This is a genomic window from Arthrobacter sp. UYCu723 (assembly GCF_054059215.1).
The window spans coordinates 3,277,973-3,293,441 of sequence record NZ_JBSSBW010000001.1 but is presented as its reverse complement, the minus strand read 5'-3'; the positions used below and the strand labels follow the sequence as shown (position 1 = coordinate 3,293,441).

Sequence of the window (15,469 nt, the reverse complement as noted above, 5' to 3'; positions counted from 1 at the left end):
GGTCTCGCCGCGAGAGCCTGGGGACCCGTTGGTGACCACCAACATTAGATCTGGAACTGCCGTCGCCGTTTGTTTGGCGATCTTTACAATGCTTTCGCTTATCAAGGCGCCGGTCGCCAGCGCAGCTTCGGATGTGACTGGACCCGGCACTCAGTGACGACTCCTGACCCCTCTTGCCATCACGCGCAAGCCTGCGCGCAGGTAGCGCTGACCGGCTCACCTTCGGCGGGAACATCATTGAGACCATGATGCCTCAACTCCTGACAGCCCCAACATCATCTGCCCCTGGGGCAGTCGTCCGGGGCCCAAAACCCAGGACAGGATGCTGATCTGTACACATGTCTAAACGCCCTCGACATATCTATCCAATCGCAGAATACCGCCAGTGATGCAGGTCACGAATAATTGGATGATCAGCTTCCTAGCTCAGTGAGGGCATTCAGGGAGAGAACAAAGAGGTTTACATGAACTCCTGGAGCACATCATGAACACGAACACGCCCTCCCCCGCGGCAGAGGTGCCCCGGCTCGAGGATAAGACCATTCAGCCCATTCCTTTGAACGAACGACATGGAAAGGCCAGAGACCTTTTCACCATATGGTTCGGTTCCAACATCATGATCATGACCATCGTGACTGGTGGGCTTGCGACCACGGTGTTCGGACTCGACTTCGTCACCGCCGTTGTCGGCATCATCATCGGCAACGTCATCGGTGGCGTCTTTATGGCCCTGCATTCCGCGCAGGGACCACAACTGGGCGTCGCGCAGATGATACAGACCCGCGGCCAATTCGGTTCCTATGGAGCGCTGCTGATTGTTGTCATCGTCGTGATCATGTATGTCGGGTTTTTCGCCGCAAATCTGGTCTTTGGTGGCCAGGCGATGGCCGCGGTCACCCCCGGCATCAGTGTCGATGCCGGCATCATTATCCTCGGCGTGGTAAGTGTCGTAGCAACGATCTTCGGTTACCGTCTCATCCACGCCTATGCCCGCGTCTTAAGCATTGTCGCTGGCGTGGCCCTGCTGCTGGCGTTTGTTTGGATTCTCTTCGTTCATGGCTTGCCTGCCGGATTCCTGGACCAGGGAAATTTCAACTGGGTCGGGTTCATGGGAACCATCTCCGTTTCCGCCCTCTGGCAGTTGGCATACGCCCCGTACGTCTCGGACTACTCGCGCTATATGCCGCACGGGACCGGCTCGCGCCCGGCTTTCTGGGCCTCCTACTCGGGCTGCGTCCTGGGGACGCTCTTTCCGATGGTGCTGGGCGCGTTGGTGGGATCTCTTGCGATGGTGGTGGCCGAGGATGCCGCCAACGTGGATATCGTGGGGAGCCTGGGTGCCCAGCTGGAGCCATGGACACTGGTGATCATCGGCATTTTCTGTCTCGGTGTTGCCGCCTCGAACGCGATGAACCTCTACTGTGGGGTCCTGTGCACCCTCACTATTGGGCAGACTTTCAAGCCGAGCTGGCTGCCACGCGCCAAGACGCGAAGCGTGGCAGCAATCATTCTCTTCACACTGGCCCTGATGATCGCGTTGTTTGCACGCGAGAACTTCATGGTCTTCTACCAAAACTTCCTCTCGTTCCTGCTCTACGTCCTGGTCCCGTGGACGGCCATCAATTTGGTCGACTACTACCTCCTCCGCCACGGCGACTACAGGGTTGAAGACTTCTTTCGGCGCGATGGCGGAGTCTATGGCCGGTTCAACTGGGTTGCTATTGGGTGCTATGTTGCTGGCGCGCTTATCCAGGTCCCATTCTCATCAACGGCCATTTACACGGGACCCGCCGCCGCAGCCATGGGCGGTGTCGACCTGTCATGGATTGTCGGTCTGGTCGTCGTCGCCCCTCTCTACTACTTTGTCGCACGCCTGTTCCGGAAGACGGCGGACCCCGCACCCGTCCAGTCCCCAAATTTGGTGACTGACCTGATCTGAAACTGCGCGGGCACGATACGCCCGCGGCCACCGCTGAGAACCTCCCAACGCCGACTACGGCACAGAAAGCAAAGGCGAAATACTATGACACTCACTGACATCGAGCGGTTTACAGTCCGGCGCCCCTCCGCCGATCAGAGCTCTGCGGCAGACTTGCCGCCGGCGGGGCACTTCATCGGCGGTTCGTTTGTTCCGGGTTCCTCCACGGATGTCATCGACGTCCTGGACCCGGCTACGGAAAACGTCATTGCCTCGGTGCCGGCGGGAACCGCCGCGGACGTGGATTCGGCCGTTGAAGCCGCCGTGGCGGCTCAGAACGCCTGGGGTTCCACAACGCCCAAGGAACGGTCCGAGGTGCTGTCCCGGATTGCCAACATCATCGAAGCCAACCGCGAAGCACTTGAGCTGCTCGAGTCCGCAAATACCGGCAAGCCGCGCAGCGTCGCGGAAGATGATGTCTCCAGCACCATTGACACATTCCGTTTCATGGCCGGGGCATGCCGGACACTGACCTCGCTGGCAGGCGGAGACTACGCGACCGGACACACCTCGGTCATACTCAGGGAGCCGGTGGGGGTAGTCGGCGTCATTACCCCGTGGAACTATCCGCTGCTGATGGCGGCCTGGAAAATTGCACCCATCCTGGCCGCGGGAAACAGCGTCGTCCTGAAGCCCTCCGAACAGACCCCACTGTCGACCCTGAAACTGGCAGAACTCGTGGCCGGACACATTCCCGACGGAATCTTCAACGTCGTGACGGGACAGGGCAGAACCGTCGGGCAGCGTCTGGCGGAACACCCGGACATCGCACTCGTCGCGCTGACGGGGAGTGTCGTCAGCGGACAAGCCGTGGCAGAAACAGCGGCACGGTCCGTCAAACGTGTCCACCTGGAACTCGGCGGCAAAGCACCCGTGGTCATCTTCCCCGACGCTGACCTCGCCGCGGCCGCGGCCGGCGTGCGCAACGCGGGGTTCTGGAATGCGGGCCAGGACTGTGGCGCTGCCTGCCGGGTGCTGGTGCACGAATCCGTGGCCGAAGAATTCACCAACCTCCTGGTCAGGGAAGTCGGTACCCTCGTCGTCGGCGCGCCAGGAGCAGGGGACGACATTGAAATCGGTCCCATGATTTCGCGCCCGCACTTCGAGCGGGTACGGGACTCACTGGCAGAAGCAAAAGCAGCCGGGCTTAAGGCCGCTATCGGTGGCTCGGTCCTGGAAGGACCCGGCTACTTTATCGAACCCACCGTGTTCAGCAACGTGCCGGCCGGAGCGGAGATTGCCAGCCACGAAATCTTTGGTCCCGTGGTCAGCGTCGAGTCCTTCAGCACCACCGAAGAGGCAATTTCACGGGCGAACGAGACGCCTTACGGCCTGTCGGCGTCGGTCTGGACCAGGGACGCGGGACTTACCCTCAGTATTCCCAAGCAGCTGGATTTCGGTACGGTCTGGGTCAACTCGCACCTGGTGCTGGCGTGCGAGGTTCCGTGGGGCGGATTCAAGGGCTCCGGCTACGGTCGCGACCTCTCCCTGTACGCTCTAGACGATTTCTCCCGGACCAAACACGTCATGATCAACCACGGCGCATGAGCGTTGAGACCAGCACTGGAGCCTGACATGACAACGAATCTTCGACACTCCGCGCCGTCACGCCCGTTGACGGGTGCCGCAATCCCTTCCATCCCTTTTGATACGGAGGTGCCATGGACCAACTGGGGCCGGAACCAGTGCGCCACACCGGCGTTCACCGTCCGGCCGCGGACGGAACAGGAAGCGCTCGACGCGGTCCGCTTCGCCATCAAGGAAGGCCTCCCCGTTCGCGCCGCGGGTGCCGGTCATTCATCGTCACCGCTCGTCCAGACCGGCGGCGTCCTGATGGAGATGTCCGCGATGACGGGAATCACCGGAACCGACAAGATGCGCCGCCGCGCGCGGGCGTTGGCCGGCACGACCATCAGCGCCTTCGGCGATCCGCTGTGGGAGCGGGGGCTGGCTCTGGGCAACCAGGGCGACATCGACAAGCAGCAGATCGCCGGGGCGCTCTCGACCAGCACCCACGGCTCCGGGAAGGACCTGGGCAGCTTCTCCTCCAGCCTGCGCTGGGTCAAGCTCATCAACGGCTACGGCGAAATCGTCGAAATCGGTGAAGGGCAGCTGCGCGAGCTCAGGGCGGCGCAGGTCGCCCTGGGCACGCTGGGAATCTTCCTTGAGGTCGAGCTGGCCGTGGAGGAGCGCTACTACCTGCAGGAGCAGATCACCTATCCGACCTGGGCCGAGACCGCCTCGACATGGGAGGAAGATATCGCCGGCAACAGGCACTACTCCTTCCTCTGGTGCCCGGGAGAAGGGTCATCCGAACTCCTCGACCTGCCGGGCACGCCCGGACAGAGCATGACGAATCGCAGCTACACCAAGCGGTACAACATCGTCCAAGTCCAGGATGAGAGTGAAATTTCCTGCAGGGAGGGGTCACGGCTGGACCGGTCCTACCGCATCTACCCCGGCGGATTCACGACACCGTTCCATGAACTCGAGTACTTCGTTCCCACCGAGCACGGCCTGGCCGCCACCGAAGCTGTACAGGAGCTGATCCGCACCAAGCACGCAGACCAGAAGTACCCCGTTGAAGTCCGCTGGGTGAAAGCCGACGATGGCTACATGTCCCAGTTCCAGGGACGCGACACTACGGTCATCACGCTCACCACTGAGCCAGGGACGGACTACTGGCCGTTCTTCCGTGATGCGGATGCATTGCTGCAGGACTTCGAGCCCCGCGCACACTGGGGCAAGATCCATTTCATGACCAGGGAACGTCTGGAGCGGCTCTACCCGGATCTTGACACCTTCATCCAGATCCGCCGGGAATTCGATCCCCACGGGGTGTTCCTCAACGACCACACCCGCGCCCTGGTTGGCTGAACAGCCAAATCCCCGGAAGCTGCCCCCGACCCACGGGTCGGGGGCAGCTTCTCCGCCGCGGGGGCGCTACGGGCGGCCCTGCCGGCCCCACGTCGGAGCGCCGAGCTCTCCGGCCGCCCTCTTGCTTGGCGGTGCAAGCAACCCCCGCCGCATTCGTTGACCGCCACATTGGCGTGCGCCGCCAGGCCGATGTCGACACCATGCTCAAGTCCGTCGGCTACGACACGCTGAAATCCTTGGTGGATACGGCCGCGCCCACCGACATTCGCCAGAATACTCCCCTGACCCTGCATCGGGCCCTCAGCGAGGTTGAGGTGCTGGCCGAGCTCCGCAAGCTCGCCACGAAGAACAAGTCCGCCGTGCAGATGATCGGCCAAGGCTACTACGACACCGTGACTCCCCCGGTGATCCGTCGCAACATCCTCGAATCCCCGGCCTGGTACACGGCCTACACCCCCTACCAGCCGGAGATCTCCCAGGGTCGGCTCGAAGCACTGCTGAACTTCCAGACCATGGTCCAGGACTTGGTGGGCCTGCCGATCGCCAACGCCTCCCTGCTGGACGAGGCCACCGCCGTGGCCGAGGCGGTCCTGCTGATGCGCCGCGCCAACAGGTCCACCGGACACAAAGCAGCCGTCGTCGACGGCAAGACTGTCCTGGCCGCCGCCGGCCTGGCCGAGGTCATGGGCGGCACGCCCGAGCAGGTGGAGAACGCCGCGGAGATCGCCATGGAACACAACCTGGGCTTGACCTGCGCCCCCATCGGCGGCCTGATGCAGATCCCCTGCATCGAGCGCAACGCCATTGCCGCAGCCAAGGCCATCAACGCCGCCAAGATGGCACCCTGGGGCGACGGCACCCACCGCGTCTCCCTCGACGAGGTCATTGTCACCATGCGCGAAACCGTCAGGGACTTGTCCTCCAAGTACAAGGAAACCGCCATGGGCGGCCTCGCCGTCAACGTGGTCGCATGCTAGCCCCAGCCCGGTCGGCACATGGGAAAGTCGTGGCTCGGCGGTTTGACCACAGAGCCACGACTTTTCCCGACGGGTTGTCTTAGACGGTTGCTACTTCCAAGGATGCATCGTCGGCGAGGGAAATTCCCTTGCTCCGGTTGACCATCAGACCCAGCAGGTCAAAGACGAGCGTCGCGGCGGCCACCGAAGTGATATCTGCGTGGTCATATGCGGGCGACACTTCGACGACGTCGGCACCAACGATGTTGATGCCGTTCAGCCCCCGCAGCAGGGCCAGCAGCTCGCGGGAGTGCAGCCCGCCCATCTCCGGAGTACCGGTGCCCGGAGCGTAGGCCGGGTCCAGCACGTCAATGTCGATGGAGACATACACGGGGGTGTCCCCGAGCCGGTCCTTGACGCGCTGGATCGCGGCCGGAACACCGATGACGTCCAGATCAGAGCACCGGATGATCTGGAAGCCGAATTGGTGGTCACGGAGGAAGTCGTCACGGTCGTAAACCGGGCCGCGGATTCCCACATGCATGGACTTGTCCTCGACCAGCAGGCCCTCCTCGAAGGCCCGGCGGAAGATGGTGCCGTGGGTGATCGGCTGGTCGAAGTAGGTGTCCCAGGTGTCCAGGTGCGCATCGAAGTGCAGCAGCGCGACGGGTCCGTGGACCTTGTTCAGGGCCCGCAGCATCGGCAGGGCGATGGTGTGGTCGCCGCCGATCGAGATCAGCTTCTTGTCCTGGCCGAGGAGCGGGAGGGCCTGTTCCTCGATTTCGCGGACTGCGCGGGTGATGTCGTAGGGGGTGCAGGCAATGTCGCCGGCGTCCACGACCTGCGCCTCGTAAACGGGCTCAACATCGAGTTCGGGGTGGTAGCCGGGGCGCAGCAGCCGAGACGCCTCACGGACGGATGCCGGACCGAACCGGGCACCGGGGCGGAAGGAGGTGCCGCCGTCGAACGGGACGCCGACGATGGCGATGTCGTAGTCCGGGACACGGTCGATCTGCGGAAGCCGGGCGAAGGTGCCCAGTCCGGCATAGCGGGGTACCTTCGTTGCGTCAACGGGGCCGATGGGCTTGTGCGTGGTCATGGCAGGGATCCTTCAGATACATCGGCCGCGGTCGCCCGGGCCTTTTTGCGGGTGGTCAGTTCGTGGAGGGTCTTGTTGGCGGTCTCGGTGGCCAGCGGCCCCGTCGGGTTCCGGCGAGAGGTCCCCGGCGGGGCATTATCAATGAGGTTCATCGTCACGTCCATCTAAATCCTCTCCCCGGATAGTCATCACCGAACACGGAACCCATTGAGTTAATGATCGTTGGCCCGCATCACGGCGAACATACTGCGATTGACTACATCTGTCCGCAGCATCTATACATGTGTACAGACCGTCCGGTTTCAAGCCGGCGGCTCCCGCAACGAAAGGAGCGGCGCGTGACAATTACCGTGGCAGAACTGCTGGCTGAACCCCAGCTTGGCCTGTCCCTGCTGGCAGGTTCCAGCGGCCTGGACCACCCGATAGCCTGGGCCCACACTTCGGACCTGCCGCGGCTATGGGAATGGGTCACCGGCGGGGAACTCATGATGACCAACGGCCTGTCCCTGCCGGCCGATGCTGCCGGGCAGGTTGCCTTCGCGGAGGCTCTGGCCGGCGCGGGCGCCAGCGCCCTGGCCATCGGGGAGAAAATGCATGCTCCACCACTGTCACAGGAATTCCTGGATACCTGCGACCGGCTGTCCCTTCCGGTCCTGAACATCCCCTACCCATTGCCGTTCATCGCCATCGCCCGCTCCGTTGCGGAATCCTCCCTGCTTGAGCAATCGCACAGGCTGCGCCAGACCGCCAGAATTTACGATCTGATCGGCCGCGCCGGGGCAGCCGAACAGCACTGGCAGAATCTCATCTCGGGGCTGGCTGCAGAGCTAAACACGACGTTGTTTGTCATCGACCGGCACTGTCTGCATCCCTGGTATCCCGACGGCGAACCCTTGCCCGCGGAGGTGGCGGCCGGGTTGGAACTGCTAGTCCGGATCCCAGCAACAGCCTCAAAGAGTTTTCAGTGGCACATTCTCCCAGACGGCCGGCACATTCTCCTGATGGATATCCCCACGCACCCCAACGCACTGCTGGTCGTATTACCGAAGGCGGAAGCGCACCCGGACGCCGTCATCTTGCTGCATGCCGCTACGGTTTTGGGTTTGGAATTGTCCCGGACGACACTGGACCTTGAAAACCAGCGCCGGCTCGGGGCTGAATTCCTGAGCCAGGCCTTCGAGGGCGGCTACTCGACCGCCGACGTGGAGCGGAGGCTGCAGGAATTTGGCGTCACCGCGCGGCAGTTCCTCATTGTCACCATGGGTGCGGAGGATCTGCACGATCTTGACCCCATCCACATCGGACTCTGGCGCCATGGCTACCCCAACGCCTGCCTGCGGCGGTTCAACCGCCTCCACCTTGCCGTCAGCCCGGACTGTTCCGATGAAATTCTGCGCCATGTGGTTTCGGCCCGAGTCCGGATCGGAGTGAGCCAGCTGGCGGACGCGGCCGGCATCGGCCGGGCACTGCAGGAATCCCTCTGGGCATCAGGCACAGCGGCTAGCAACTCCGAGCAGCTTGCCCACTATGCGCAGGGACCCGCATGGCTCGGGCTGACCAGTTATGAGGAAGGCAACGCGTTGGTGCGGAGATTGCTCGGCCCGGTCTTTGACTATGAACGCGGCCGCCAGCCGGACCTGATGATCACCCTGAAGACATTCCTGACCCTCCAGCGGTCATGGCAGAAAACCGCTGCAGAGCTGTTCACGCACCGGCAAACGATCATCTACCGCATTCGAAAGATCAGCGAACTGACCGGGCTGGACCTTACCGAAACCTCCTCCATCGCTCAGCTGTGGTTTGCTCTGCAGATCCATGAAGCCATGGAAACGCACGGCCACCAACCCAATTTTCCGGCTGGTGGCCGGTAGGACTGCATGGTTGCTCATGCAGGCCCGGTTCGATCACCGGATCTTGCTGTGTGGCGGATCTGCCAGACGTGCAGTTTGGTATATTGGCGGATCCTGTCGGCCGACATTCCGTGCTGGGGGCAGCCGGTATGGCCACAACTTGCGCGACTGGCCGCGGGACACCATCAGCTCGCGTCGGGGTCCGGCCATCCCGGAGGTCTCCTTCGGCTGAGCATGTAGCCCCCTGCTGCGGGCGACGGGTACGACGGCCGCAGCAGGGGGCTACATGGCTGCCGCGGTCAGACGGCCGGCTGATGCTGGGTGATGCAATGGATGCCGCCGCCCCGGGCGAAGATGGGGCGGGCATCGACCATCACCACTTTGCGGCCCGGATAGGCCTGCTCCAGGATCCGGCGGGCTCCCGCATCCGCCGGGTCATCGAAACTGCAGGCAATGACGCCGCCGTTCACCACCAGATGGTTGATGTAGCTGTAGTCGACCCAGTCGAGCTCGTCGCGCAGCGTGTCCGGGGCCGGCACCTCCACGATGTCCCAGGCACGGCCCTGCGCATCCCGGGTCCCGGCGAGCATCGCGATGATGTCGGCGGTGATCTCGAAGTCCGGGTGCGAGGGGTTGCGCTGGGAGTGGACCAGCAGCACACCGGGTGACGGGATGGCGGCCACGATGTCCACGTGTCCGCGGGTTCCGAGTTCCTGCGTGTCACGGGTCAGCCCGCGCGGCAGCCAGATGACGTGCGTGGCGCCGATGGTGCGGGCCAGCTCGGCTTCGACGTCCGCCTTGGTCAGGTGCGGGTTCCGGAGCGTATCCAGCTGCACCGTCTCGGTGACCAGCACTGTGCCCAGGCCGTCCACCTGGATCCCGCCGCCTTCGTTGACCAGCGGGCTGTCCAGAAGCTCCGCCCCGGCCTGCCTCACCACTTCGGCACCGATCGCGGAGTCCTTGCCCCAGCTGGCCCAGTCCTGCTGCCCCCAGCCGTTGAAGACCCAGTCCACCCCGCCCAGCCGGCCGTCGTCGCCGGTCACGAATGTGGGCCCGATGTCCCGCATCCAGGCGTCGTCGAGGGGCGCTTCGACCAGGTCAATGCCGGCCGAAAGGTATGTCCTCGCGGCAGCCATGTCCGGTGGGTCCACCACCATGGTGACCGGCTCGAATTCCGCGACGGCGTGCGCCACCGCGGACCAGGCCGTGCGTGCCTCGTGGGTTTCCTCCGGGGTGTGCCCGATCGAGGAGCGCTCCGGCGGAAAGGCCATCCAGACCCTTTCCTGGCGGGCCGTTTCGCTTGGCATCATCCAGCTCATGGCTGGGCCGCGGTCTGCCGGGCGGACACCGCGCCGTACGGGCGGTCGACGTCGACGTCGCGGGTGAGCTCGGCGTAGGTGTCGGGGCGGCGCGTGGTCAGGAACGGGAACAGGTCCAGCCAGTCCTTGCGCTGGTCCAGGTCGAGGTCGGCCACCAGGACGGCTTCCCGGTCCCGTGGCGCCTGGACCAGGACGCGGCCGTAGGGGTCGGAGATGAATGAGGAACCGTAGAAGTTGATGTCGCCTTCGTCGCCCGTCCGGTTGGGGACCACCATGAACGTGCCGTTCGTGATGCCATGGCCGGTGATCACGTGCTGCCACAGCGGCTGGTGGTCGAACGTCGGGAAGCTCGGCTCCGAGCCGATGGCCGTGGGGTAAACCAGGATTTCCGCACCGGCCAGCGAATACAGCCGGGCGACCTCCGGGAACCATTCGTCCCAGCAGGTGGGGAGTCCGACGGCGGCCCCGTCCAGTTCCGCGGGGCGGTGCACGGGGTAGGCGTCGCCGGCCGGTCCGGCGCGGAAGTAGGTGTCCTCGTAGTAGCCGGCACTGACGGGAATGTGGGTCTTGCGGGTGCGTGCCAGCAGCTCGCCCTGGGGCGAGACGAGGATGGCGGTGTTGAAGCCCAGTCCGTCGTTTCCGTCTGAGCGCTCGTAGAGCGAGGCGTGGACGGTGACGCAGTGTTTCCGGGCCGCGTTGGCGGCGAACTCGAAGGAGGGGCCGTTGAGCAGGTCCTCGGCATCCTTGGCGGGGTTGATGCCGGCCCGGACGTTGGCAGGATATTTGGACAGCGTCAGTTCCGGCAGGAACACGGCCCTGGCTCCGGCGTCGGCGGCTTTGCCGATGGCCTCGGTCAGCACCGACCTCAGCTCGGCGGCGTTCTCCCGCCAGTGGTGCTGGACCAGTGCCACGCGGAGGGGCCGGCGGCTGCTGTCCCCGCTCCGGGCGAAGGATACGGGCGGAGTGGCGTTGGCAATGATGTCCATGGTGGTGCTTCCTAACGGGACCCTAGGGGTCCTTGCATGATCGCGGGATTCCGTTGGAATCACGTCGCTTGATAAGTGGGTGAGAGTTGGGTTGGTGGTTCATTTGCCCAGACCCTGTCCGGAAGGTTCCTGCAAGGTGGCCGGGCGTGCTGTGGTGAGTGAGCCGATGGCCGTCGTCAACAGGGAACGCGCGTGGTCTGTGGTGATGAAACCGTTGAGCCAGCGGCCGGAGATCCCTTCCACCAAACTGGTGAGGATCTCCGCAGTGACTGCGGCCTCGTCCTCGCTGGTGCCTTCGCTGGCGGCCACGATGGCCTGGGCGATCTCACGGTTCCATTCCGCCGTTGTCCGGGAAAGCGGTTCCGCCAGCTCCTGTTCGAAGATGGAGCAGGCCCGGAGCTCGTTCCAGGCCACCGAATTCCGGCGGACATCAGCGTCGTCCTTGATTTCGTCAAGGAGCAGGTGCCTGAAGTGCCGGGCGCGGTCTTCGGCGTCAGGGGAGGCGGGAGCGGCGTCGTCCTTGCTGACCTGCTTGTTGATGTGTTCAAGCGTTGCGGCAAGCAGGCCGGCCCGGTCGGTGAAGTGGTAGTACAGGAGGCCCGGCGAAACTCCGGCTTCTGCAGCCACATCGTTGACCCGCATTCCCCGGACGCCGTTCCTGGCGATGCAGGTGGTGGCGGCGGTGAGGATCTTGGCTAGTTTGTCAGTCATGGTTTGACAGTAATACGTGCTCACCCCGCTCCGGTGCGGCCTCGACCAGGGAGGCATGCGGTTCGGGCCAGAGCCGGAGCGCCGCGAGATAGCCGACGGCTCCGATGACTGTGGAGCCAAGGAAGCTGAGGTCGATTCCCCCGGCGAGTTGCGAGAGCGGGCCGGTGTAGAGGGACGTGTCCGTGGCCAGCAGGCCGAATACTGATCCGATGGCCCAGGGGATCACGGCCCTGAGGTTCCAGCCGTTGCTGAACCAGTACCGTCCGCGCGGTCCGTTGGCGCGAAAGAGCTGGAGGTCTGCGGCGTGGTATTTGCCGCGGCGGGCGACCAGGAAGCCCAGGACGTTGATGGCCACCCAGGGGCCGGCGAATCCGTTGAGCACCAGCGTCATGGCCGTGATCGAGTCCACCGCGTTGAACACGAAGACACCAAGGTAGAGGAGTCCGACGGCGATCACCGACGTGATCAGCGTGGTGTGGATGCGGCGCAGGCGCGGGAAGAGTGCTTCGAGGTCCAGGCCGCTGGCGTAAAGGTTGAGCACGCCCTGTCCGAGGCCGCCGGCAAGGGCGATGACGAGGATCGGCAGCAGGTACCAGGCCGGGGATGATTTCACGAGATCGGCGACGTACGAGCCGCCAAGCTCCGGCAAGGCCGAGGCCGTGAAGGCACCGAAAAGGGCAGTGACGAAGAGCCCGAGGAAGACGCCGAGGCATGCCGAGGTCACCACCGAACGGTCCGAGTGCCTGGTCCGCGAGATGCGCCGGCTGTAGTCGCCCAGCGTGGGCGCATAGGAGAGGGGGCCGCCGACGGAAATGACGGCCGAGAGGATCCACGTGGGCCAGAAGTCGCCCAGGAGGTAGTCGGCATGGACTGTTGTGGGGCTGAACGTCGGTGCGAAGGCGACGACGCCGATGAGCAGCAGAACGCCGACGACGGGTGCGACGAACTTCTGCATCGCCACCACGGTGCCGTGGCCGAAGAGCGCCACGAGAACGATTTCCACGGAGATCACGGCGTAGCCGATGGAGAGCGTGACGCCGTCGACGGGTATCCCGAGCAGCCGTTCGGCGGCGGCAACCAGTGCGTCGCCCGAAGTCCAGACCGCGATGGCGGCGTAGGCAAGGGCGAACAACAGGGTCAGGGCGGAACCGATCAAGCGCCCGCGGGTGCCGAAGTGTGCGGCGCTGGAAACGGTGTTGTTGGTGCCGGTCCGCGGTCCGAGGAGGGCCATCGGGCCGATCAAGGCCGTGCCAACAAGGAGCCCGGCGAGGCTGGCCGTGGCGGCGCCGACGAAGTTCAGGCCGAAGGTGATGGGAAGCCAGCCGAAAACGATGACAGAGAAAGCGAAGTTGCCGCCGAAGAACACGGTGAACAGGTTCCGGGGGCGGGAAGTGCGTTCCGCGTCGGGAATGAACTCAATGCCGGCCGACTCAATGCGGCCAAAGCGGTCCTTGTGCGCCGATGCGGCACCGGCGGAATCCGCGTCTTTGCGGAAGCGCGTGCTGATCATGGCAAGCCTTTCGTGAGATACATCACGGTGATGTATTGCCTTAACCATAATCCTGACTGAATTTTCAGTCAATAGTCCGACGGGACTCATCACAAATGCTCGCGAAATGGTGTCATTTTCCGAAGACGATTGCACGGACTGTCCAAAGCCGGCGGCACGACCGTCCGGTTGGGGGTATACCCCAACCCAACGTCAGGCAGGACTCCCTGTCACCTGTGACTGTTGGTTCGGAATGGCGGTTTTTTCACAGTTCGGTTTGGCGGTTTTAGCTGATTCCGATGACGAGGGTGGAGCGTGCGGCCTCGATGACGTCGTCAGTGATGGTGCTGAGTTCGTTGATTTTCATGACGCTTTCCACTTGGGTGAAGAGCCTGTCGATGAGGCGGAAGTTGCCCCGGGTGGGGGTGGCGGGGTGAGTACGTGGCGGTTGCCCGAGTTGCATTGCTGCCATTCGCGGTAGACGTCGATCGCGGCGTCCCACGGCTGGTACTTCATCGGCAGCCGGCGTTCGGTCCAGTCCTTGTCGAACTCGGCGTAGAAGGTGGCCAGTTCGAAGTACTTGCGGTCGTCGACGTAGTGCGGTTCGTAGTCGTCGCGTTGGGTGAGGAAGACGACCTTCTCGGGGCTGCAGTAGTACAGCGAGCCCAGGCACATCGGGCAGGGATGGGCGAGTACGTAGATGGTGCACCCGGTCAGGTGCTCGGTACCGAGTCGGGAACAGGCCTCGCGGATCGCGAGGATCTCGGCGTGCGCGGTGGGGTCGTTCGTCTGGGACGCACGGTTGGGGCTCTCGGCGAGGATCTCGCCGTCGGTCGCAAAGGGTCGCCCACCTTCCTCGACGTTGGCACGGGCGATGTCGATGGTGCGTTGAATGAAGTCCGTGATGTTCCTTGGCTGAGAGGTAAGTTCGGGCACAACCGTGGCTGTGTCCTCACTTCGAGGACACAGCCACGGTGGGGATCAGAACGGTTTGGTGGGCAGGTATTTTCCGTCGAGGGTGATCACGGCACGTGAGCCGCCGTCGGGGTCTTCAACTTTCTTGATGTCCAGCTTGAAGTTGATGGCACTGATGATGCCGTCACCGAACTGTTCGTGGACCAAGGCCCTCAGGGTGGAGCCGTAGACCTGCAGCATTTCGTAGAACCGGTAGATGGTGGGGTCGGTCGGGATACCGCCGGGGATGCTGCCGCGCAGCGGAATGGTCTGCAGCAGCATTACGGCGTCCTCGCCCAGACCCAGGCGCTCAGCGACGATTTCCGCAGCGGTTTCAGGCAACGGATGCTGGCCGAGCAGGGCGGCGGTGACGAAGGCAAGGCTCAGACCAGTGCCATCGGTCAGTTCCTGCCAGGAGAGGTCCTTGCGCATCTTGGCGTCGATGATGGCGGCGGTCAGTTCCTCGCGCGGAGCCTGGGTGTTCTGGGAATGAATCATGGTGTTTTCCTATTCTTTCGGTGATATCAGGTGGTTAGGCGGCCAGGCCGGATGTGGCCGGCGTGGCACAGGTCTGCGGGTTGTCCGCAAGTGGGACAAAGAGGCCGGTGGCACCGTCCAGGGTGTCGATGGAACCGGTTTCGATGTCGTAGACCCAGCCGTGGAGGTTCAGCCGGTTCTGGTCCAGGGCCAGGGCGACGGAGGGATGGGTCCTGATGTTGGTCAGCTGGGCGATGACGTTCCCGCGGACCATGGCCTCCAGTCGCTCCTGGGCCGATCCGTGGGTGCGGGCGGCGTTGACGGCCTTCGCCGCGTCGGCATGGGCAAGCCAGCTGGCCACGGCCGGCAGGTGGTCCAGGTTCGTGTCGGTCGAGATGGCAGTCATCGCTCCGCAGTCGGAATGGCCACAGATGATGATGTCCGTGACGCCCAGGACGGCGACCGCGTACTCGACTGTCGCGGAGACACCGCCGGGCTCCGGGCCGTAGGCCGGCACGATGTTGCCGGCGTTGCGGATCACGAACAGGTCACCCGGTTCCCGCTGCGTCAGCAACTCCGGCACGACCCGGCTGTCCGAGCAGGCAATGAACAGAGCCCCAGGGTTCTGGGCGGTGGCCAGCTCCTTGAAGAGTCCAGAGCGCTCCGGAAAGGCTTCCCGTTGGAATTTCAGAAAGCCTTCGATGATGTCTTGCATGGGCCGTCTCCTTATGTTTTGGGGGATAACTCAAGGATGACGGAAATGAACTATAGTG

The 15,469-nt window shown here is 63.8% G+C and carries 14 protein-coding genes and 1 pseudogene; 5 read left to right on the top strand and 10 right to left on the bottom strand.

Annotated features, from left to right (window positions below; all coding sequences use genetic code 11):
- Positions 1–484: 484 nt before the first annotated feature.
- From ACVWZ8_RS15480 to ACVWZ8_RS15465, 4 genes are all read left to right on the top strand, one after another.
- Entirely contained in the window at positions 485–1,939 is a 1,455-nt protein-coding gene (locus tag ACVWZ8_RS15480) for a purine-cytosine permease family protein (protein ID WP_426978448.1), read from the top strand.
- 84 nt (positions 1,940–2,023) lie between these two features.
- On the top strand, positions 2,024–3,526 hold the full coding sequence (locus ACVWZ8_RS15475) for an aldehyde dehydrogenase family protein (protein ID WP_426978449.1): 1,503 nt from the start codon (positions 2,024–2,026) through the stop codon (positions 3,524–3,526).
- 108 nt (positions 3,527–3,634) lie between these two features.
- Positions 3,635–4,855 (top strand): D-arabinono-1,4-lactone oxidase, encoded by a 1,221-nt coding sequence (locus tag ACVWZ8_RS15470; protein ID WP_426978450.1) that lies wholly within the window; start codon positions 3,635–3,637, stop codon positions 4,853–4,855.
- Positions 4,856–4,980: 125 nt separating this feature from the next.
- On the top strand, positions 4,981–5,832 hold the full coding sequence (locus tag ACVWZ8_RS15465; protein WP_456505090.1) for an L-serine ammonia-lyase, iron-sulfur-dependent, subunit alpha: 852 nt from the start codon (positions 4,981–4,983) through the stop codon (positions 5,830–5,832).
- Between the two features lie 79 nt (positions 5,833–5,911).
- On the opposite strand, the gene speB is transcribed toward ACVWZ8_RS15465, so the two are convergent.
- Together speB and ACVWZ8_RS15455 are read right to left on the bottom strand one after the other, a co-directional pair.
- A complete protein-coding gene (gene speB, locus ACVWZ8_RS15460) occupies positions 5,912–6,910 on the bottom strand; it encodes an agmatinase (RefSeq protein ID WP_426978452.1) in 999 nt (332 codons plus the stop codon).
- On the bottom strand, positions 6,907–7,062 hold the full coding sequence (locus tag ACVWZ8_RS15455) for a hypothetical protein (protein WP_426978453.1): 156 nt from the start codon (positions 7,060–7,062) through the stop codon (positions 6,907–6,909). The genes speB and ACVWZ8_RS15455 overlap by 4 nt, the downstream gene beginning before the upstream one ends.
- A gap of 186 nt (positions 7,063–7,248) precedes the next feature.
- Between ACVWZ8_RS15455 and ACVWZ8_RS15450 the strand changes: the two genes are divergently transcribed.
- Positions 7,249–8,781, top strand: coding sequence for a PucR family transcriptional regulator (locus ACVWZ8_RS15450; RefSeq protein ID WP_456505089.1), 1,533 nt, complete (start codon positions 7,249–7,251; stop codon positions 8,779–8,781).
- 278 nt (positions 8,782–9,059) lie between these two features.
- On the opposite strand, the gene ACVWZ8_RS15445 is transcribed toward ACVWZ8_RS15450, so the two are convergent.
- The 8 genes and pseudogenes from ACVWZ8_RS15445 to ACVWZ8_RS15410 form a co-directional block, all read right to left on the bottom strand.
- Positions 9,060–10,079: an agmatine deiminase family protein gene (locus ACVWZ8_RS15445; RefSeq protein ID WP_456505088.1), complete on the bottom strand. Its 1,020-nt coding sequence runs from the start codon at positions 10,077–10,079 to the stop codon at positions 9,060–9,062.
- On the bottom strand, positions 10,076–11,065 hold the full coding sequence (locus ACVWZ8_RS15440; RefSeq protein WP_426978457.1) for a nitrilase-related carbon-nitrogen hydrolase: 990 nt from the start codon (positions 11,063–11,065) through the stop codon (positions 10,076–10,078). Before ACVWZ8_RS15440 ends, ACVWZ8_RS15445 begins: the two co-directional genes overlap by 4 nt.
- 99 nt (positions 11,066–11,164) lie before the next feature.
- The gene (locus tag ACVWZ8_RS15435; protein WP_426978458.1) at positions 11,165–11,776 is read right to left on the bottom strand and encodes a TetR/AcrR family transcriptional regulator; all 612 of its coding nucleotides are present in this window, start codon (positions 11,774–11,776) and stop codon (positions 11,165–11,167) included.
- The gene (locus ACVWZ8_RS15430) at positions 11,769–13,286 is read right to left on the bottom strand and encodes a purine-cytosine permease family protein (protein WP_426978459.1); all 1,518 of its coding nucleotides are present in this window, start codon (positions 13,284–13,286) and stop codon (positions 11,769–11,771) included. The genes ACVWZ8_RS15435 and ACVWZ8_RS15430 overlap by 8 nt, the downstream gene beginning before the upstream one ends.
- Positions 13,287–13,551: 265 nt before the next feature.
- A pseudogene (locus ACVWZ8_RS15425) lies at positions 13,552–13,686 on the bottom strand (AAA family ATPase); the annotation flags it as partial.
- Positions 13,629–14,201 carry a nucleoside deaminase gene (locus ACVWZ8_RS15420; RefSeq protein ID WP_456505087.1) on the bottom strand — a complete coding sequence of 191 codons (573 nt, stop codon included), beginning with the start codon at positions 14,199–14,201 and terminating at the stop codon, positions 13,629–13,631. The pseudogene ACVWZ8_RS15425 and the gene ACVWZ8_RS15420, both read right to left, overlap by 58 nt.
- A gap of 45 nt (positions 14,202–14,246) precedes the next feature.
- Positions 14,247–14,717, bottom strand: a complete 471-nt coding sequence (gene cynS / locus ACVWZ8_RS15415) for a cyanase (protein WP_426978461.1) — start codon at positions 14,715–14,717, stop codon at positions 14,247–14,249.
- A 34-nt stretch (positions 14,718–14,751) separates the two neighbouring features.
- Entirely contained in the window at positions 14,752–15,411 is a 660-nt protein-coding gene (locus tag ACVWZ8_RS15410) for a carbonic anhydrase (protein ID WP_354240211.1), read from the bottom strand.
- Between the last annotated feature and the right edge of the window lie 58 nt (positions 15,412–15,469).

Excerpts from the sequence above, each read along its gene's own strand:
- ACVWZ8_RS15480 (WP_426978448.1), top strand. The coding sequence starts at position 485 with ATGAACACGAACACGCCCTCCCCCGCGGCAGAGGTGCCCCGGCTCGAG.
- ACVWZ8_RS15475 (WP_426978449.1), top strand. The coding sequence starts at position 2,024 with ATGACACTCACTGACATCGAGCGGTTTACAGTCCGGCGCCCCTCCGCC.
- speB (WP_426978452.1), bottom strand. The coding sequence starts at position 6,910 with ATGACCACGCACAAGCCCATCGGCCCCGTTGACGCAACGAAGGTACCC.
- ACVWZ8_RS15455 (WP_426978453.1), bottom strand. The coding sequence starts at position 7,062 with ATGAACCTCATTGATAATGCCCCGCCGGGGACCTCTCGCCGGAACCCG.
- ACVWZ8_RS15445 (WP_456505088.1), bottom strand. The coding sequence starts at position 10,079 with ATGAGCTGGATGATGCCAAGCGAAACGGCCCGCCAGGAAAGGGTCTGG.
- ACVWZ8_RS15440 (WP_426978457.1), bottom strand. The coding sequence starts at position 11,065 with ATGGACATCATTGCCAACGCCACTCCGCCCGTATCCTTCGCCCGGAGC.
- ACVWZ8_RS15435 (WP_426978458.1), bottom strand. The coding sequence starts at position 11,776 with ATGACTGACAAACTAGCCAAGATCCTCACCGCCGCCACCACCTGCATC.
- ACVWZ8_RS15430 (WP_426978459.1), bottom strand. The coding sequence starts at position 13,286 with ATGATCAGCACGCGCTTCCGCAAAGACGCGGATTCCGCCGGTGCCGCA.
- cynS (WP_426978461.1), bottom strand. The coding sequence starts at position 14,717 with ATGATTCATTCCCAGAACACCCAGGCTCCGCGCGAGGAACTGACCGCC.
- ACVWZ8_RS15410 (WP_354240211.1), bottom strand. The coding sequence starts at position 15,411 with ATGCAAGACATCATCGAAGGCTTTCTGAAATTCCAACGGGAAGCCTTT.